Annotated in this window: 18 protein-coding genes; 7 read left to right on the top strand and 11 right to left on the bottom strand. The window is 71.6% G+C overall.

What is annotated here, in order from left to right; all coding sequences use genetic code 11:
• Positions 1-159 precede the first annotated feature (159 nt).
• From AC1DDU_RS09885 to AC1DDU_RS09870, 4 genes are all read left to right on the top strand, one after another.
• On the top strand, positions 160-1713 hold the full coding sequence (locus tag AC1DDU_RS09885) for a CoA-acylating methylmalonate-semialdehyde dehydrogenase (RefSeq protein ID WP_477433615.1): 1554 nt from the start codon (positions 160-162) through the stop codon (positions 1711-1713).
• A gap of 28 nt (positions 1714-1741) precedes the next feature.
• Positions 1742-3151 carry an aminotransferase class III-fold pyridoxal phosphate-dependent enzyme gene (locus AC1DDU_RS09880; RefSeq protein WP_477433613.1) on the top strand — a complete coding sequence of 470 codons (1410 nt, stop codon included), beginning with the start codon at positions 1742-1744 and terminating at the stop codon, positions 3149-3151.
• Positions 3152-3295: 144 nt separating this feature from the next.
• Positions 3296-3703, top strand: a complete 408-nt coding sequence (locus tag AC1DDU_RS09875; RefSeq protein ID WP_477433611.1) for a transferase — start codon at positions 3296-3298, stop codon at positions 3701-3703.
• 43 nt (positions 3704-3746) lie between these two features.
• Positions 3747-4316, top strand: coding sequence for a thermonuclease family protein (locus tag AC1DDU_RS09870; protein WP_477433609.1), 570 nt, complete (start codon positions 3747-3749; stop codon positions 4314-4316).
• Positions 4317-4320: 4 nt separating this feature from the next.
• Here the strand turns inward: AC1DDU_RS09870 and AC1DDU_RS09865 are convergent, their stop codons facing one another.
• The gene (locus AC1DDU_RS09865; RefSeq protein WP_477433608.1) at positions 4321-4719 is read right to left on the bottom strand and encodes a DUF1304 domain-containing protein; all 399 of its coding nucleotides are present in this window, start codon (positions 4717-4719) and stop codon (positions 4321-4323) included.
• Between the two features lie 35 nt (positions 4720-4754).
• Between AC1DDU_RS09865 and AC1DDU_RS09860 the strand changes: the two genes are divergently transcribed.
• Positions 4755-5579, top strand: a complete 825-nt coding sequence (locus AC1DDU_RS09860) for a LysR substrate-binding domain-containing protein (protein WP_477433606.1) — start codon at positions 4755-4757, stop codon at positions 5577-5579.
• A 218-nt stretch (positions 5580-5797) separates the two neighbouring features.
• Here the strand turns inward: AC1DDU_RS09860 and AC1DDU_RS09855 are convergent, their stop codons facing one another.
• The 4 genes from AC1DDU_RS09855 to AC1DDU_RS09840 form a co-directional block, all read right to left on the bottom strand.
• Positions 5798-8275 carry a CHAT domain-containing protein gene (locus AC1DDU_RS09855; protein WP_477433604.1) on the bottom strand — a complete coding sequence of 826 codons (2478 nt, stop codon included), beginning with the start codon at positions 8273-8275 and terminating at the stop codon, positions 5798-5800.
• Between the two features lie 84 nt (positions 8276-8359).
• Positions 8360-9991 carry a S8 family peptidase gene (locus AC1DDU_RS09850; RefSeq protein WP_477433602.1) on the bottom strand — a complete coding sequence of 544 codons (1632 nt, stop codon included), beginning with the start codon at positions 9989-9991 and terminating at the stop codon, positions 8360-8362.
• 72 nt (positions 9992-10063) lie between these two features.
• On the bottom strand, positions 10064-10531 hold the full coding sequence (locus AC1DDU_RS09845; protein ID WP_477433600.1) for a hypothetical protein: 468 nt from the start codon (positions 10529-10531) through the stop codon (positions 10064-10066).
• Entirely contained in the window at positions 10521-11249 is a 729-nt protein-coding gene (locus tag AC1DDU_RS09840) for an RNA polymerase sigma factor (RefSeq protein ID WP_477433598.1), read from the bottom strand. Before AC1DDU_RS09840 ends, AC1DDU_RS09845 begins: the two co-directional genes overlap by 11 nt.
• A 13-nt stretch (positions 11250-11262) precedes the next feature.
• On the opposite strand from AC1DDU_RS09840, the gene AC1DDU_RS09835 reads away from it, so the two are divergent.
• Positions 11263-12012, top strand: coding sequence for a glutamine amidotransferase-related protein (locus tag AC1DDU_RS09835; RefSeq protein WP_477433596.1), 750 nt, complete (start codon positions 11263-11265; stop codon positions 12010-12012).
• Between the two features lie 3 nt (positions 12013-12015).
• On the opposite strand, the gene AC1DDU_RS09830 is transcribed toward AC1DDU_RS09835, so the two are convergent.
• From AC1DDU_RS09830 to AC1DDU_RS09820, 3 genes are read right to left on the bottom strand one after another with little or no spacing between them, the layout of a single operon-like run.
• Entirely contained in the window at positions 12016-12501 is a 486-nt protein-coding gene (locus AC1DDU_RS09830) for a glutaminase (protein WP_477433595.1), read from the bottom strand.
• A complete protein-coding gene (locus AC1DDU_RS09825) occupies positions 12498-13697 on the bottom strand; it encodes a cation:proton antiporter (protein ID WP_477433593.1) in 1200 nt (399 codons plus the stop codon). Before AC1DDU_RS09825 ends, AC1DDU_RS09830 begins: the two co-directional genes overlap by 4 nt.
• Positions 13698-13751: 54 nt before the next feature.
• The gene (locus AC1DDU_RS09820; protein ID WP_477433591.1) at positions 13752-14870 is read right to left on the bottom strand and encodes a hypothetical protein; all 1119 of its coding nucleotides are present in this window, start codon (positions 14868-14870) and stop codon (positions 13752-13754) included.
• Between the two features lie 65 nt (positions 14871-14935).
• On the opposite strand from AC1DDU_RS09820, the gene AC1DDU_RS09815 reads away from it, so the two are divergent.
• Positions 14936-15526 (top strand): TetR/AcrR family transcriptional regulator, encoded by a 591-nt coding sequence (locus AC1DDU_RS09815; RefSeq protein ID WP_477433589.1) that lies wholly within the window; start codon positions 14936-14938, stop codon positions 15524-15526.
• 27 nt (positions 15527-15553) lie between these two features.
• On the opposite strand, the gene AC1DDU_RS09810 is transcribed toward AC1DDU_RS09815, so the two are convergent.
• The 3 genes from AC1DDU_RS09810 to AC1DDU_RS09800 all read right to left on the bottom strand — a co-directional run bounded on the left by AC1DDU_RS09810 (position 15554) and on the right by AC1DDU_RS09800 (position 17643).
• Positions 15554-16366, bottom strand: coding sequence for a GTP pyrophosphokinase (locus AC1DDU_RS09810; protein WP_477433587.1), 813 nt, complete (start codon positions 16364-16366; stop codon positions 15554-15556).
• 72 nt (positions 16367-16438) lie between these two features.
• Positions 16439-17284: a transposase gene (locus tag AC1DDU_RS09805; RefSeq protein ID WP_477433585.1), complete on the bottom strand. Its 846-nt coding sequence runs from the start codon at positions 17282-17284 to the stop codon at positions 16439-16441.
• 41 nt (positions 17285-17325) lie between these two features.
• A complete protein-coding gene (locus tag AC1DDU_RS09800) occupies positions 17326-17643 on the bottom strand; it encodes a hypothetical protein (RefSeq protein ID WP_477433583.1) in 318 nt (105 codons plus the stop codon).
• Positions 17644-17657 lie beyond the last annotated feature (14 nt).

Below are 17657 nucleotides of genomic sequence, written 5' to 3'. Positions count from 1 at the left end.
AGGGTCTCGTCAGCGGATCGATCCGCCGGACGATCCGTGTGGATCGTCCGATCTTCGCGACGGTCGGGCACCGTTCTCGCCTCTTCTTCTCTGACAGGCTGGGACCCGTCAAGCCTAGGGGATCGCCACACGATCTGTCCGACACCGAAGGAACCCTCCATGAGCATTGCTGAGAGCGCTGTGGCGCCCGCATCCTCCGACACCGATGTGCGTGTCATCTCGCACTGGATCGACGGCGCCGAGCGTCCGTCGACGAGCGGTCGCACCGCCCCCGTCTACAACCCGGCCACCGGTGCGGTCACGGCGCAGGTCGCGCTGGCCGATCAGGCCGAGATCGACACGGCGATCGCGTCGGCGGTGGCCGGATTCCAGGTGTGGAGCGGGTACTCGGTCGCGAAGCGCCAGTCGGTGCTGTTCGCCTTCCGTGAGCTGCTGAACGCCCGCAAGCCGGAGCTGGCGGAGATCATCACCGCCGAGCACGGCAAGGTCGTCTCGGACGCGATGGGCGAGATCCTGCGCGGCCAGGAGGTCGTGGAGCTCGCGACCGGGTTCCCGCACCTGATCAAGGGCGCGTTCAGCGAGAACGCCTCGACCGGCATCGACGTGTACTCGCTGAAGCAGCCGCTGGGCGTGGTGGGCATCATCAGCCCGTTCAACTTCCCGGCGATGGTGCCGATGTGGTTCTTCCCGATCGCGATCGCCGCGGGCAACGCCGTGGTGCTCAAGCCCTCCGAGAAGGACCCGTCGGCGGCGCTGTGGCTCGCGCAGCTGTGGCAGGAGGCCGGCCTCCCGGACGGCGTGTTCACGGTGCTGCAGGGCGACAAGCTCGCCGTGGACGGCCTGCTCACCTCCCCGGACGTGCAGTCCATCTCGTTCGTCGGCTCCACCCCGATCGCGCAGTACATCTACGAGACCGCGTCGCGCCACGGCAAGCGGGTGCAGGCCCTCGGCGGCGCGAAGAACCACATGCTGGTGCTGCCGGATGCCGACCTCGACCTGGTCGCCGACGCCGCCGTCAACGCCGGTTACGGCGCGGCCGGCGAGCGCTGCATGGCGATCTCGGTGGTCCTGGCGGTCGAGCCGGTCGCCGACGACCTGATCGCGAAGATCTCCGAGCGCATCAGCCGCCTGCGGATCGGCAACGGTGCCGGGCAGGACGGCGTCGAGCCCGACATGGGGCCGCTGATCACCGGCGTCCACCGTGACAAGGTCGCCGAGTACGTCGACATCGCCGAGCAGGACGGCGCGGACATCGTCGTCGACGGCCGCGGCTTCACCGTCGACGGCCACGAGGACGGCTTCTTCTTCGGCCCCACCCTCATCGACAACGTGCCGACCACCTCCCGCGCCTACCAGGAGGAGATCTTCGGACCCGTCCTCTCGGTCGTGCGCGTGCAGTCCTACGACGAGGGGCTGGACCTGATCAACTCCGGACAGTTCGGCAACGGCACCGCGATCTTCACCAACGACGGCGGCGCCGCCCGCCGCTTCCAGAACGAGGTCCAGGTCGGCATGGTCGGCATCAACGTGCCGATCCCCGTGCCCGTCGCCTACCACTCCTTCGGCGGCTGGAAGAAGTCCCTGTTCGGCGACGCGAAGGCCTACGGCGTCCACGGCTTCGACTTCTTCACGCGCGAGAAGGCCATCACCAGCCGCTGGCTCGATCCCGCCACCCACGGCGGCATCAACCTCGGCTTCCCCCAGAACAACTGACACCGGCATCCGGATCCGAAGGACTCACATGACCGACACGCTCGCGCAGGCCGCCGCGTACACCGACCCCGCCGGCGACCGCCGCGCCCTTCCCGACCTCGACGCCGACGCGCAGGTGCGCGCCGACGACCGCGGCCACGTCTTCCACTCGTGGAGCGCGCAGGCGCTCATCGACCCGCTGCCGATCGCCGCGGGCGAGGGCTCGACGTTCTGGGACTACTCCGGCAACGCCTACCTCGACTTCAGCTCGCAGCTGGTGAACCTCAACCTCGGCCACCAGCACCCCGACCTCGTCGAGGCGATCCAGCGCCAGGCCGGCCGTTTCGCGACGATCCAGCCCTCGATGGCCAACGACGTGCGCGGCGAGCTCGCCCGCCGCATCGCCGAGGTCGCCGGCGACGGCTTCGAGAAGGTGTTCTTCACCAACGGCGGCGCCGACGCGAACGAGAACGCGGTGCGCATGGCGCGTCTGGTGACCGGCCGCCGCAAGGTGCTGTCGATGTACCGCAGCTATCACGGCAACACCACCACCGCGATCTCGCTGACCGGCGACCCGCGCCGCTGGCCGAACGAGCCGGCCGACGGCTCGACCGCGAAGTTCTTCGGCCCGTACCCGTACCGGTCGGCGTTCCACTCGTCCAGCGCCGAGGAGGAGACGCAGCGTGCGCTCGAGCACCTCGAGCAGACCATCGTCCTCGAGGGCGCGTCGACGATCGCGGCGATCATCATCGAGACGATCGTCGGCACCAACGGCGTCCTGGTGCCCCCGCCGGGCTACCTGGCCGGTGTGCGGGCGCTCTGCGACAAGTACGGCATCGTCTACATCGCCGACGAGGTCATGGTGGGCTTCGGCCGCGTGGGCGAGTGGTTCGCCTTCCAGGCGTTCGACGTGCAGCCCGACCTCATCACCTTCGCGAAGGGCGTGAACTCGGGCTATGTGCCGCTGGGCGGCGTCGTGATCTCCGAGCGCATCGCGTCGCACTTCGACACCGTCTCGTTCCCGGGCGGCCTCACGTACTCGGGCCACCCGCTGGCGTGCGCGGCCGGTGTCGCGACGTTCGAGGTGTTCGAGCGCGACGGCATCCTCGAGCGGGTCCGCGACCTCGGCACGCGCGTCGTCGAACCCCGCCTGCGCGAGATGGCGTCGCGTCACCCCTCCGTGGGCGACGTGCGGGGCATGGGTCTGTTCTGGGCGATCGAGCTGGTCAAGGACCGCGACACCCGCGAGCAGCTCGTCCCGTTCAACGCCGCGGGGGCGGATGCCGCTCCCATCGCCGCGGTCGCCGCGGCGTGCAAGCGCGACGGCGTGTGGCCCTTCACGCACTTCAACCGCGTGCACGTGGCCCCGCCGCTGGTCATCACCGAGGACGAGCTGCTGCGCGGCCTCGACGTGATCGACCGCGCGTTGTCGGCGGCCGACGAGTACGTCGCGCGCTGATCCGACACCTCTGAAGGCCCCGTCTCCGACCGGAGACGGGGCCTTCACCGTTCCGTCGCCGAATCGTTCCGAGCCGGGGAATATCAGGGCCTCAGTACACGTTGTCCTGATACTCAGCACCATGTGCTGCTCCAGGAGGGGAACGTGGGCAAGAACTACATCGACATCGAGAACGACCACGGCGAGACGCTGCGTTACCGCAAGCACGTCAACGGTCGTGGCCTCATCGCGCACGGAGCGAAGGTGCACCCCAGCGCCGTCGTCGAGGCGGGGGCGTATGTCGAACCGGGCGTGCAGATCGCCGCAGGCGCGCACGTCGGCCGCGGCGTGTGGGTCGAGACGGATGCCGTCATCGGGCCGGACGCCGAGATCGCACCGCACGCCCACATCGGGCCGCGCGCCGCTATCGGACCGCGCGCCAAGATCGGCGTGCGCACCCAGGTGGGGCATGACGCCCGCGTCGCAGGGGGTTCGCTCATCGGCGACGACGAGACGATCGCCGACGGCGAGCGCGTCGCCACCGACAAGCGCGGTCTGCGCCTGGCCGCCTGAGGTCCCGCCGCGACACGTCGCGGGCAGGCCATAGGCTCGCGAGGTGACCCGACGCGTCCTCATCGGCATCCTGCTGCTCGTCCTCGCGGGCGCGGTCTTGTGGTGGTTCGTCGGGCGTACCGACGAGCGCGCCGACATCGCCCCAGCCATGCCGACCGCGGCGCCGACGATGCCCGGCATCCCTGCCGGAGCGTTCGAGATGACCGTCGAGAGCGTGCACGACGGCGACACGCTGCGCGCGCACGTCGCCGCGCCGAACACGGTCGTCGAGGACCTCGAGTCCACGCGCGTCCGTCTGCTCGGCATCGACACCCCCGAGATCGCGCCCGCGCTGGACTGCTGGGGGGCCGAGGCCACCGCGAAGCTGGCGTCCCTCGCCCCGGTGGGGTCGACGATCTGGGTGGCTCCCGACGCGGAGGTGCACGACCGGTACGGCCGCACCCTGCTGTACGTGTGGACCCCCGACGGGCGCTTCGTCAACGGCGAGCTGGTCGCGCAGGGCGACGCACGGGTCGAGGTCTATTCACCGAACCGCGCGCAGGAGTCGCTGCTGCGCTCCCTGGAGTCGACTGCGGCCGCGTCGGGCGCCGGTCAGTGGAGCGCGTGCGACTGAGGCCTCAGGCGAACAGGAACAGCACGAACCCGATCAGCGGCAGCGTGCCCTGGATCGCCGCCGGACGCAGGTACTTCAGCCCCGTCGTGAGCAGCACGAGCGCCGCCGCGACCATCGAGCCCAGCGCGAACAGCACCAGGGCCAGTCCCGCGGCGCGCACGGATACGGCATCCGACCCCGCGAAGAACAGCACGATGCCGATCACCGCGCCGATCGCGAGGAACAGGTTGTAGAACCCCTGGTTGTACGCCATCGGCTTGGTGATCTCGGCGGCGGCCTGGTCGGCGACGCCGAACCGCTTCCAGATCTTCGGCTGCGTCCACTGCACGCTCTCCATCACGAAGATGTAGACGTGCAGCAGCGCCGCCAGCGCCGCGAAGACCACTGCGAGAATCGCCACCATGAGCGAACGATAGCGCCACGGCTACGCTGAACGGTATGGCGAAAGGCGGGTCGCGCGGAAGCGCGCGGGGAAGGGATGCCTCGTCACGGCGTCCAGCCGGCGGCTCCGGCTCCGCAGGCAAGGGCAAGCCGAAGCCGGCGCAGCAGCGCAAGCCGAAGCCGGCGCAGCAGCGCCCACCCGCGCCGGCGCCCGTCGAGCCGCCGGTGCCCGCGACCTTCCTCCTCGGCGCGATCCCGGGTGCCACACCCGGCAAATGGATCGACACGTGGAAGACGCGGATGCCGCGGACCGCACTCGAGCTCGTGCCGCTGGAGGTCGCCGATCAGCGCCGCGCGCTCGTCGACGGAGACGTCGACGCTGCCCTCGTGCGCCTGCCGCTGGACAAGGACGGGCTGCACGTCATTCCGCTCTACGACGAGGTGCCGGTCGTGGTCTGCTCGCGCGACTCCCACCTCACCGCCGCCGAGGAGCTGGACACCGCCGACCTTGCGGGCGAGGTGCTCATCGTCCCGGCGGACGACGTGCTCGGCATCCTCCGTCCGCCCTCTCCAGACGCCGCCGGCGCGGCGCCCGGAGCCTCGGGGCGGTGGGGTCCACTCCCCGGCACCGAGGCGCCGCGCTTCGCGCCCCCGGCCGACACCGCCGAGGCGATCGCCACGGTGGCCGCCGGCGTCGGCATCGTCGTGGTGCCGATGTCGCTCGCTCGCCTGCACCACCGCAAGGACGTCGAGCACCGGCCGCTGCTCCACGGGCCGACATCCACCGTCGCCCTCGCCTGGAGCGCCGAGCGCACGACCCCGGCGGTCGACGTGTTCATCGGGATCGTACGAGGCCGCACCGCGAACTCGTCCCGCGGCTGACGGCCGCGAGGACGAGTCCGGGCGCGAATACGAGGGGTGCCGCCCCAGTCCCCAGTGCAGCACCCCTCACGGACCGGCGTGGAAGGCCCGCAACCCGATTTGCGTCCCCCGAGTCGACCTCCCGCCGCGCTCCCCGACCCCCCGCCGGCTTGCGCGAACCGTTCCAGTGACCAGGAGTCCGCAACATCACCCCTGATACACGCGACGGCGAGAAATTCTCAGAAGCCGGCGCCGTGCACCTGGAAAGGGGCGACGATGCCGGTGCGGTCGGATGCCGCTGCCAGCGCGACGGACGGTTCGGCACCCGCTGCGAGGTCCTCGTGCATCGCCGCCAGCAGCTCGCACGCGTCGTCGTCGGCGACGACCACGGGGGCTGCGACGACGCAGCGTGCGCCGGCATGGAGCCACACGCGCGTCATGCCCACGGCCTCCTCGCCCCACCGGACGGAGGAGCGCCCCACCTCGCACGCCGACAGGACCACGGTGTCGGGCACCTGAGCGATCACGTCGATGTCGTAGCCGAACAACGCCCCATCGGCGAGTTCGAGGCCGGAGAACATCGGGTTGTCCACCGCGTGGCGCCCGTGCGCCGCCACATGCAGGACGTCCGCGCTGGAGGCGATCTCGGTGACGCGCGCGACCGAGGCCTCCGGCCCGCGCAACAGGACAGGCTTGCGCCAGGCGCGCGAAGCCGCCTCGATCTCCTCCGTCGCCCGCGGCACACGAGGTCCGGCCGCGAAGCCGGCGATCCCCGCCGTCCGGCGCTCGCCTCCCCTGCTGTGAGCCCACCGCGTCGCCGACGCGGCCAGCGTGAACACGCGCCCGCGAAGCGCCGGCAGCATCGCCCAGGGCACGCCGCTCAGGACACCGGGCGCGGTGATGACGAGCCTGCGGGCGTCCGTCAGTGCCGGCAGATCGGCGAGCAGCCCGTCCGACACGACGGCGAGCCGCTCCGCGAGGGAGCGGCGGACGATCTCCCCCATCGAGCCCCGCACGGATGCGGCCATGTCGAGGTCGGCGCGCAGGCCCCGGAACGAGAGCCGGACGTCCTCCCATCGGGGGATCGGGCGCAGCCAGGTGCGCTCGGCCGTCACGACGAGGGCGGACAGGGCGTCGCGGGAGTACACGAAGGCGATCAGCGCGGTCTCGGCGTCGAGGCTCGCCCGGATCTCCTCCAGGTCCGCGCGCTGCTCGACTGCGGCGGTTCCCGTCCCCGACCACTGCCGCTGGCGCGCGCGGTCGCGCAGCTCGGCGACCCGCGGATTGGACAGCCAGGCCGGATCGTCGGCACGGAGCATGCGGATCTCAGCCATGTCCTCCGCAACGGCAGGGTCCGGGGGCGGGCGCAGCGGGACGATCTGCTGGCTCAGGTGGCGAGCGCGCTCCGACCACTCGAACACCACGTCGGGGCGCCCGGATCGCAGCGCGGAATCGAGACCGGCGTAGATCAGCCCACCGCCGTGCATCGCGATCGCGGACTGCAGGTCGAGGCTTCCGAACGACTCCTGCCACCGCGCGAGCAGGTCGAGCCCCGCCGCCGCGCTCCGCCGCGCCAGGGCATGCCGACCGGCGGCCGCCGCGCGCGCTGCGCGCGCCTCGTGCGCCAGCAGCCGCACCTCCATCGACGCTGACGACGGGACGCGGATCGGCGTCCGGTCGGCGTCCGGATCGCGTCGGGTCTCGGCCAGGATGCGAGACATCCGCACCGCGGCGGCCTCGTTGCCGAATCCCCGCTCAGCCAGCCGCGTCGCGACCGCGTCCACGGCCTCGCGCTCCGGAGCGCGACGCCTTCGCCGCGGCCCGTGCGCGCCGCGGTTGCCCGCGGTGTGATCGACGAGGTCCGCACGCAGGCCGACGCCCTCCGCCCGGGCCGCCCAGGTCTCGTTGCCGAGGGCACGGAACCGGGCCGCGGCGATCCGCGCCGTCACGCGCGCACGTCCGGCGTCGTGGGTCAGCAGCGAGCAGGCGAGCTGGAACTCGGCCTCCGCTCGGGACTGCGGCATCCGGTGCCTGCCGAAGGTCGACGCGACCCGCCGGAGGATCTCCTCCGCCTCGGTGGTGAGACCGGCGTCGCGCAGCACTTCGGCTCGGTCCAGATCGCAGATGGCCGCGATGACGGCCGATGTGTGGGCGAGCGTCCCCCGCGCGCTCAGCATGGACTGATTCGCGCTGACGAGATCGCCTTCGAGCAGCGCGATGTAGCCCTCGTTGTGCCGTGCCTGCGCTTCGGCGATGGGCATCTCGAGGCCGGCGAAGATGCCCCGCGCCTGCGCCACATCGCGCGACGCGCTGGCGAGGGCCCGGCGTCGCATGTTGATCAGGCTTCTGTTCATGAGCAGGTTCGCGCGGGCCTCGTCGTCGCTGTCGAGGCCCTCGACACCCCTCGTCAGCCACCGCTCGGCCTCATCGAGATCGCCGGCCTGCTCAGCGAGCGCGCCCATCTGACCCGCGAGGACGGCGACGGTGTGCGCGCCCAGACGAGGGTTCTCCATCGCCGTCCGGCACACTGTCATCGCGCGCGCCAGGTCTCCCGTCCGCGCGAGGGCGTAAGCCTGGGTTCCCGCGATCCGTCCGAGGAGGTCCGGATCGTCGGTGAGCTCCGCCGCTTGCGCAAGTCGTCGCCTGGCTTCGGCGTACAGGCCACGGTTCGCGCGATCGACCGCGATGCGGTGAAGGGCTTCGGCGGAGCGTGGCACGGTCCCATCTTGGCGTGCCGCGGCGGCCGAGGCGATGCTGCGCCGGGACACGATCCCGACGGCCGGTCGCCTCGGCCGCCCCGCTCAGACCCGGCGCGGGCCCATCAGCATCAGCTCCTGCTCGATCGGGCCCTCCGCGCTCTGCGCGGCGGCGACGCGGTCCGCGGGGGTCGTCAGGCCCCCGGCGGCGAGATCCTCGTCCAGTGACCGCGCATAGAGCGCTGCGACGAACGGCGCCGCGAACGACGTCCCGCTCCACAGCGAGAAGCCTCCGGAGAAGTCGTCCGGGTCGATGGTCTCGCGCCGGAACCCGTCGCGATCGTTGCGCGATCCGGACTGGACGCCCCCGACGAACGGCGGCGACGTGCTGAGCACCGCCACGCCCGGCGCGCACGTGCGCACCCAGGGTCCGATGTTGCTGAACAGCGCCATCGTCCCGTTCGGATTGAGCGCGCCGACCGACAGGTGCGGAGCGGCGTCCGCCGGGTCGTCGACGATGAACTCGGCCCCCGGCCACTGCCACAGCGCCGCGGGGAAGGCCGGTCGCTCGGTGGCTTCGTTGCCCGCAGAGCAGACCACGACGCACCCCTGCCGGCGCGCGGCGACGAGGAGCTCGTTGAGCGTGCGGTCGAACAGCTCGTCCTCGGGCGTCTCGTGGTAGTAGCTGAGCGACAGGTTCAGCACGTCGATGGGCTGTCCGCCCTCCTCGAGCGACATCCACTTCACGAGGCTGCGCACGGCGACCATGAACTGGCTCTCCAGCACGGTGCCCTGGCTGTCGGCGACCCGCACCGAGATGATGTCGGCCTCCGGCGCCACCTGGCGGATGATCCCCGCGATGAAGGTGCCGTGGCCTGCGGCGTCGTCGATGCCGCCGTCGAGCGGTCCGACCAGATCGCCGTGGACCTCCGGGTCCGTGTTCGGATCCGTGAGCCCGACCGGCGTCCCGTCCACGACCGGGTGGCGGTTGACGATCCCGTCCGGGAGCCAGTCGTGATGGCCGCACCCGGTGTCGAGCACGGCCACGACGGCGCGCCGGCCGGGCCCGCGCTCCTTCCGCCGCAACGGGGCGGCGCCCACATAGCCGACCACCTGGCGCCCGCCGCTGCCCGGGTCGGCATAGCTCTCGATGCCCGGCGCGTTGGTGCGGCCGAAGGGATTGGTCCGGCCGAAGGGATTCGTCCGGCCGAACGGGTTCGTCCGGCCGAACGGATTCACCTCGAGCTGATCCACGCTCAGCACATGGTCGAGCGCTGCGCCGACGAAGTCCCGCCCCAACCGCGCACGCACCCGCTGCAGCAGGCGCCACGCGTCGACCGGGGGCACCGGCTCGTCGTCCCTGTCGGGCCGCGGCTGCGGGAAGATGCGCACGCGATACAGCGTCGGCAGATCGAAGCGGTCGCGTCCGTCGCGCGCCCGCGCGACGGCGGCGCCCAAGTCCTCGGGCTCGCCGCTGACGCGCTGCAGCTCGATCCCCCAGCCGAACTCGGAGGCGGCGGCGCGCAGCACTTCGAGCACCTCCTGGATGCGTCCGCCGTCGGTGATGATCAGGTGGTCGGAGTCGTACGCGGTCGGATAGGCGTCGACATTCGGAACGGGCTCCGTCCTCGGGTCGAGCGGGACGCCCCGCGCCCGCGCGGCGTCGTACCGCGATTTCCAGTCGAAGGTCCGCCCGGCTCCCCCGCTGTCGGATCCGCTCGGTGGGATATCGGTCATGTCTTCTCCTCACACACGTCGGCGCCGCGGCCCCCAGGCCGCGGCATCCGGATCAGTACTCGAACTGCTTTGTCAGACCTCGAACTGCGGGGTCTGGAAGTCGCGCAGCTCGCCCTCGGCGTCGCGCACGACCAGGCGAAGTCGCGCCACCCCTGGCGTGACCTCGTCGAAGGCGAAGCGCCCGTGCTCGCCCGGTTCGGCCGACCACTCACGGTCGTCCTGGATCAGCCGGATGGCGAGAGCCGAGGCATCCACCCATCCGTCCACTCGGCGGCCGCCGCCTTCGGTGGCCGTCACGTGCAGCAGCACGCTCGTCGTGCCGTCGCTGAACTGCAGCGTCGCGGTGTCGGTCTCGCCGCGCACCGCGGCGAAGGAGCCCTCGACCAGCGTCAGCAGCGCGTATTCGCGCGAGAGGTCCTCGACGGCGACCGCGGCCACCATACGGTCGACCAGGTCGGCCGGCATCGGATCGACGTCCTCCCACATTCGGCGCATGCGTGCGAAGAGCGCGGCGTCGGCTGCGAAGTCCTCAGTCACCATTGTCGTCACCTCTCCATCCGTCGCCCTCGAGAACGGCGCGGAGCTTTGCAAGGCAGCGCTGGCGGGTCGGTCCGATCGATCCGATGGGCATCGCGAGGTCTTCGGCGATACGCGCATAATCGGGGCGGTCCTCGAACGCGACGATCCGCAGCAAGCGCTGGCATCGGTCGTTGAGCGTTGCGACCGCTGTCCACAGGCGACGGGTCTCGTCGTCCTGGGCGGCGGTCTGCTCGGCGGATTCGTGGACCGGAAGGTGCGGTTCGAGCGTGTCGGCCTCTGTCGCATCGGCACGCCGATGCTGTTTGCCGACCCGCCACGCCTCGCGGCGGGCGCACATCGTGAGCCATCCCGACACCGCGAGGGGGTCGTTGATGGTCTCGTGACGGCGTACGAGCGTCAGCCAGGTCGTCTGCACGACGTCCTGTGCCAGCGCATGGTCGAGTCCGTACGCCCGCACGACGTGCCACAGGGGCGGCGTCATCAGGCGGACGAGCTCATCCATCGCACGGCTGTCCCCTTCGCGCCACCGCACGAAGAGTGCGGCGGCACGCTCCCATCGCGCCGGCTCCACGGAGTCGACGGATGGTTCGGCGCCAGCCTGCGTCATAGCGCCCATTCTGTCCACACCATGCCCGAGCGCGATAGTGCGGGTTTGATACACGAATACGCGGTGAATACCGCGAATGTCGTGCACCTCGCTCGACCGCCACGAGGGCATTTAGAATTCGGGCATGACGACCGTGCCGTTGCTCTATGTCTGCGTGCGCCCGCAGCAGGGCGCCGCGGCGGCCGAGTACGAGTCGTTCCGCACGGCGATGCGCCTCGATGAGAGCCGCCTCGCGCACCACGACCTGGTGCGCGATCCGCTCCCTGAGGATGCGTTCGAGCGGTTCTCCGGGTTCCTCGTCGGCGGCAGCCCGTTCAACGTCGCCGACCCCGAGTCGACGAAGACCGACGCCCAGCGGCGCCTCGAGGCCGACCTCGCCCGCATCGCCGAGCGCGCAGCATCCGGCGACGGGCCGGCCGCCCTGTTCACCTGCTACGGCATCGGCATCGCGACCCGCACCCTGGGCGGGACGGTGAGCCGGGCGTTCCCCGAGGACACCGGCCCGGTGTCGGTGGAGCTCACCGCCGAGGCTGCGACCGACCCGGTCTTCGGCGGGCTGGCGAACCGCTTCACCGCGCTCACCGCGCACAAGGAGGGCACCGAACAGCTCCCGCCCGGTGCGACGCTGCTCGCCAGGAACGACGGATGCCGCGTCCAGGCGTACCGCGTCGGCGACCGCCTCTATGCGACCCAGTTCCACCCCGAGCCGACGGCGAAGGCGTTCACCGAGCGCATGGCGGTGTACCGCGACGACGGCTACTTCGACTCCTCGGATTACGACACCATCGCGGGGCGGGTGCTGGCGGCATCCGTCACCGAACCGGCCCGGCTGCTGCAGGCGTTCGCCGCGCGCTTCGGATCCGACGCCGACTGACCCTCAGGCGCCCGCCGGGGGCTCGAGCAGCAGCGCGATGCGCTCGGCGAGATAGGCCTCGAGGGGCATGAGCCCGCCCGCGGCGCTCCAGCGCACGCTGGGCACCCCGCCGGCGAGAGCGAGAGGGCCGGATGCCTCCCCGTCGTCGACAGCGGCGGGCTGCAGCATCCGCCAGCCGATGTGGACCGCCTCGCCCTCGGCGAAGCCGCCACGGCGAGCCGCGGCGGCCAGTTCGGCCCGATGGCGCTGGGACTCGGCGGTGTAGCCGCGGCGGGCCTCCTGGCGGGCACGGATCACGTCGCCCGTGGCGAGCACCGCGTCGTCGGTGAGCAGCAGCACGCCGAGGTGCCAGGCCGTGCCACGCGGTTCGATGCGCGGGGCGCGCGCGATGCCCAGCACCCGCCGGGGCACGACCACCTCGCCGAGGGCCTCGCGCGGCGCGCCGGCCAGCCGCCCGCGCGCGGCGTCGAACAGTTCGAGCGCGCTCACGCCATGTCGTCCTGGAGCTCGTCGCCGCGGACGCGTTCGCCGCGCAGCGACATGCCGATGAGCGGGAACAGGAGCACCGACAGCATGCCGGTCGCCACGAGCACCGACTGCTGGACGGAGGTGAGGATGCCTTCGTCGACACCGATCCCGGTGACGGCGACGATGATCGGCAGTCCGGTGGCGCCCAGCAGGGCGATGGAGAACTTCTCGCGCCGCGACGATCCTTCGGGTGCGGCGAGCATCGACGGAATCCCCCGTACGACGAGCAGGCCCACCAGGCCCACCGGCAGCAGCAGGAACAGCGCGGGCTGCTCCAGCAGCGACTCCAGGTCGAACGTGATGCCGGTGTAGATGAAGAAGACCGGCACCAGGAAGCCGAAGGCGACGCCCTCGATCTTGCTCTCGACCGCTTCTCGATCGGCCTCGGATGCGTCCCGCATGATCAGGCGCCAGATGACGCCGGCGGCGAACGCGCCCAGCAGCATGTCGAGGTCCAGCACGATGCTCAGCGCGATGAGGGCGCACAGGATCAGGAACACCACGCGCACCGCGAACTGCCCCGACGTGTGCAGTGTCGAGCTCACGAACGCGTGCATCGCACCGCGCGGCAGTTTGAACGCGAGCCAGATGGCCAGTCCCGCGACGAGCGCGAAGACCGCCAGCACGATGGTCGACAGGCCGGGCTCCCGCCCGCCGAGGAAGATCGAGATCGCGATGAGGGGCCCGAACTCGCCCACGGCGCCGATCGCCGACACGGCCTGCCCGAACGGCGTGGGCAGCTCGCCGGCGTCGCGCAGGATCGGCAGCAGCGTGCCGAGCGCGGTGGAGCACAGCGCGACGCCGATCACGACCGCCGCCTCGCCCGGCGCCAGCAGGAATCCGGCGGCGATGCCCGCGGCGAGGCTGATGAGCCAGCCCAGCGAGGCGCGTCGTCCCAGCCGGCCGCGGAACGACGAGAACTGGATCTCGGTTCCTGCGACGAAGAACAGCATCGCCAGGCCGAAGTCGGACAGCGTCTCGACGAAGGCCGCGGGAGCCGCCCAGCCCAGTACCGCGGGACCGATCAGGATGCCGAGCACGAGCTCGAAGACCACCACCGGCACGCGCACCCAGCGCCCGAGACCGCGCGCCAGCAACGGTGCCAGCACCGCCAGGAGCGGGACCAGCAGCAACGTCAACGGGTGAGGAGGTTCCACCCCGACAGACTAGCGAGGCGGGGGTTCCACGGTCAGGGCGGAGCCCCCGCGCGGTCAGGCCTCGAGCTGCTCGGCGGGCGGGGTGAGCTCGGCCCGGGTACGGCGATGGCCGATGAGGGCGAGGATCACACCTCCCACCGCCCACGCGCCGAGGATGAGCCACTGCGTCGCGGTCGCGGCATCCGGGAAGTACGCCGTCGATCGCAGCAGCGTCGCCGAGGCGCCCGGCACGAACCACTGGCCGACCGCGCCCCACGGCGCGGGGAGGAACTGCGGCGGTGCGGCGGCGCCCGCCATCGGGTTGGCGATGAGCATCGTGACGATCGCGGCCACGGCGATCCCGGGAGGGCCCATCAGCGCCGCGAGCCCGACGATGAAGGCGGACGTCGCCGTCACGCCCAGTCCGATCACGGTGGCGTTGAGCAGCCAGTCCCCCTGCAGGATGCCGAACCACGTCTGCATCACGAGGGTGATGAGCGCGCCGGCGGCGATGCCGAACACGACCAGTCCGACCAGTCGCCGCACGACGCCCTGCACCAGCAGGGTGAGCAGGATACCGCCGATCATGCCGCCCAGCACGAGCGGGAAGACGGATGCCGCGAGCCCGGCGCCGGTGGCATCGCCCTCGGCGAGGGGCACCAGGTCGGTGACCTCGACGGTGGGGACCTGCGGCGGCGCACCGGAGGCGGCGGCATCCGGCAGTTGCGGCATCTGCCCGGACGCCAGCGCACCCACGATCGCGGTGAGCTGGTCGGTCAGCGCCGTCTGCGCGGCGCCGTCGATCTGCAGCTGCAGCTGGGTGGCGACGCCCCGCAGTGCGGCGGCCGCGGCCGGGCTCGCGGCGGTCGCGATCAGCACCTCGGGCTTCTCGCCGAGGAGGATCGCACCGTACAGCTGACGGGTCTGGATCTGCTCCACGGCGTCGTCGCGCGAGCCGACCTCGTGCAGGTCGAACGGTGCGGGGTCCTGCTCGGCGAGCTTGTCCTCGACGGCCGACACCGCCTCGGCGGGGCCGGAGATGCCGACGGGCAGGTTCTGGGGCTGCGACGTGGCGGCGGGCCAGACGAACGCCATCACGACGATGGCGACGACGATCGAGCCGATCAGCCCGAACATCGCGGCGACGCCCCACCGGGTGGGCCGGGCGGATGCCTCTTCGCGACGAATGCTCATCGCGTCCTCCTAAAAAAGAATGAGTGTTCTGGTTGCGAGAATAACAGAACCACTATTCTGTTTCCATGCCCAAGGTGTCGAAGGAGTATCGCGAGGCACGCCGTGACGAGATCGCCCGTGCCGCGCTCCGGTGTCTCGAGCGCAAGGGCGTGCACGACACGTCCATCGCCGACATCGTCGAGGAGTCCGGCCTGTCCACCGGCGCGATCTACTCGCACTTCACGAACAAGGCCGAGCTGGCCCGCTACATCGTCGGCAGGTTCCTGTTCCCGCGCATCGACGAGCTCGAGGCGGGCGGCCACCGGGGCGACGTGGTGGCACCGCGCCAGACGCTCGCGGGAGTGCTGACGGCCCTGAGCTCGACCGGGCTGCCGCCCTCGGTCGTGGTGCAGTTCTGGGGCGAGGCGCTCACCGACGCCGAGATGCACGCGCAGCTGGTCGAGACCGCCGGACACCTGCTCGCGGGCCTGTCGTCGGCCGTCCTGCCCTGGGCGCGCGCGCACGCCGCCTCACCCGCCGCCGCCGAGGCGCTCGCGGCCGGCACCGCCCGCACGATCGCCGCCCTCGCGCAGGGCTACATCGCCAACACCGCGGTCTTCGGACCGCGCGACCCCGAGGACTACCTCGACAGCGCCGCCGCCGTCCTCGGCGGGTGACCCTCCGCCGGGACCCCGGCGCCCTGCTCAGACCGGACGCGGCTCGGAGTCGTCGTCGCGCGCTGTCGCGGCATCCGTCGCCGTCGGCGCAGCAGAGATCTCCCGGACGGTGACCGGCGTGTTCACGATGTGGTGCGCTCCCCCGCTGAGCGACCCGGAGCCGCCGCCGCGGATCTGCCGGTGCAGCCGCTCCATGCGCTCGTCGAGCTCGGCGGCGGTGTCGGCGGCATCCTTCAGGCTCGCCAGCAGCTCGTCGGGCACCCGCGTGGCGTACTTGTAGTAGATCTTGTGCTCGAGGCTGGCCCAGAAGTCCATCGCGATGGTGCGGAACTGCACCTCGACGGGCACCTCGATGCGACCGGTCGACAGGAACACCGGCACCGCGACGATCGCATGCAGGCTCTTGTAGCCGTTCGGCTTCGGGTCGGCGATGTAGTCCTTCACCTGGATGACGCGCACGTCGTCCTGCGCGGTGAGCAGGTCGAACAGGCGGTACACGTCGGCGACGAAGCTGCACGTGATGCGGATGCCGGCGATGTCGGTGATGCGCCGGCGGATCGAGGCGAAGTCGCCGTCGATGCCCTTGCGCTGCACCTTCTCCACCAGGCTGTCGGGCGACTTCACGCGGCTCGACACGTGCTCGATCGGGTTGTAGTCGTGCGTCAGCAGGAACTCGTCGCGCAGGATGTCGATCTTCGTCTCGACCTCCTGCAGGCCGAAGCGGTACTCCATGAGGAATCGCTGCAGCTCGTCGCGGAGTTCCCGCAGTTCCGCGGCGGAGACGGTGATCTCGCCGGGTTCGGACGTCGTCGCGGGCACCAGAGGTGCGGGAGTCGCCATGCGATTCACGCTAGGCGTGCGGCCTACGAGAGTCCTGTGAACCGAGGATGCCGCGCCTCTGCGCAGCCGCGGTCAGAGCTCGTCGAGCGTGCGCCGGGCCCGGTCGGAGTCCTGGGCGGCGGCGCGTGCCTTCGCCGTCGCGTCCGCGTGCTCGCGTTCGACGCCGGCCAGCTTGCCGGCGGCGGCCTCCTCGTCGGCCTCGAGCGCCGCGAGGTCGCGCCGCAGATCGCCGATCCGCTCGCGGACGTGGTCGACGCGCTCCTGCGCCTTCGCACGCCGGGCCTCGACGCGCGCGAGCTCGCGCTCGGCCTCGTTCGCGAGCCGCTCCGCGTCCCGCGCCGCCTTCTCCGCCGACTTGCGGGCCCGCCGCTCCGCGAGGTCGTCGCGTGGCGGCGCCTCGACGACGCCCGGCACCGATCCGCCGACCGCGTCGGCCAGCGCGGCGGGTTCGATGTCGCCGGCCTCCAGGGGCTTCACGAGCCGCCCGGTGAGGACGGCGGCCGCGGCCGCGGCATCCATCACCGCCGCGTTGATCGTCTTCTCGACGTCGTCGCGGGCGGGGGCGGCGACGCTGCCTCCGGCCCCCTCAGCCAGACCGACCGCCTGTGCCGCGAGGGCCGCCACCAGCTGTCGTCGCTGGCGGCCCAGACGCCCCAACTCCGCGGCATCGAGGTCGTCCTGCGCCTCGCGCAGCGCCGCCGACAGCTCGACCGCCTCGGACAGCTGCCCGTCATGGGCCAGCAGGTTCACCGCCCACGCGGCGACGGTCGGCTTGCGCAGGGCGCGCAGCCGCTGGGCGAGCGGGGGTGCGGCCAGTCCCGCACGCGCGTTGCGCGCCGCCGTGAACTCCGACGGCGGCAGCACGTACAACTCGGAGGCGATGGCGTCGAGCTCTGCGTCTGCGTCGGCCTGCGGCATCCGCCCATTCTCGCCGCCACGACCCGCGAAGGGTAGCGGCCTCAGCCGGCTCGAGCGCGGCGGGGCCTCTTGGCCGGCTGCTCACCGCGAGTGCGGCGCCGCGCACGCACCGACAGCGCGTACAGCACGAGCATGATCGCCATCGTCGCGAGGTAGAAGGCGTGCAGCACCCAGATCGGCCCGAACGGGAGGCTGACCACGTAGACCGTGTAGACGAGGTTCCCGATGTTGCCCAGCGCGAGCGCGCTGAGGCTGTACGAACTCAGGTCGCCCGAGCGCACGGCCTTGATCACCATCGGCAGGTTGGCCGCGGCGAAGAGCACGGTCGAGACCGTGCCGGCGAGCGTCGCAGCGTCCATACACAGAAGAAGCG

It is taken from the genome of Microbacterium sp. 05T445 (assembly GCF_056395865.1).
The sequence above is the reverse complement of the archived record's forward strand: the minus strand, read 5'-3'. Positions and strand labels throughout refer to the sequence as shown.

Coding starts and splice junctions, on each gene's coding strand:
- AC1DDU_RS09885 (WP_477433615.1), top strand. CDS start 160: ATGAGCATTGCTGAGAGCGCTGTGGCGCCCGCATCCTCCGACACCGAT.
- AC1DDU_RS09880 (WP_477433613.1), top strand. CDS start 1,742: ATGACCGACACGCTCGCGCAGGCCGCCGCGTACACCGACCCCGCCGGC.
- AC1DDU_RS09865 (WP_477433608.1), bottom strand. CDS start 4,719: ATGGTGGCGATTCTCGCAGTGGTCTTCGCGGCGCTGGCGGCGCTGCTG.
- AC1DDU_RS09860 (WP_477433606.1), top strand. CDS start 4,755: ATGGCGAAAGGCGGGTCGCGCGGAAGCGCGCGGGGAAGGGATGCCTCG.
- AC1DDU_RS09850 (WP_477433602.1), bottom strand. CDS start 9,991: ATGACCGATATCCCACCGAGCGGATCCGACAGCGGGGGAGCCGGGCGG.
- AC1DDU_RS09845 (WP_477433600.1), bottom strand. CDS start 10,531: ATGGTGACTGAGGACTTCGCAGCCGACGCCGCGCTCTTCGCACGCATG.
- AC1DDU_RS09840 (WP_477433598.1), bottom strand. CDS start 11,249: ATGCCCTCGTGGCGGTCGAGCGAGGTGCACGACATTCGCGGTATTCAC.
- AC1DDU_RS09835 (WP_477433596.1), top strand. CDS start 11,263: ATGACGACCGTGCCGTTGCTCTATGTCTGCGTGCGCCCGCAGCAGGGC.
- AC1DDU_RS09820 (WP_477433591.1), bottom strand. CDS start 14,870: ATGAGCATTCGTCGCGAAGAGGCATCCGCCCGGCCCACCCGGTGGGGC.
- AC1DDU_RS09815 (WP_477433589.1), top strand. CDS start 14,936: ATGCCCAAGGTGTCGAAGGAGTATCGCGAGGCACGCCGTGACGAGATC.
- AC1DDU_RS09810 (WP_477433587.1), bottom strand. CDS start 16,366: ATGGCGACTCCCGCACCTCTGGTGCCCGCGACGACGTCCGAACCCGGC.
- AC1DDU_RS09805 (WP_477433585.1), bottom strand. CDS start 17,284: ATGCCGCAGGCCGACGCAGACGCAGAGCTCGACGCCATCGCCTCCGAG.
- AC1DDU_RS09800 (WP_477433583.1), bottom strand. CDS start 17,643: ATGGACGCTGCGACGCTCGCCGGCACGGTCTCGACCGTGCTCTTCGCC.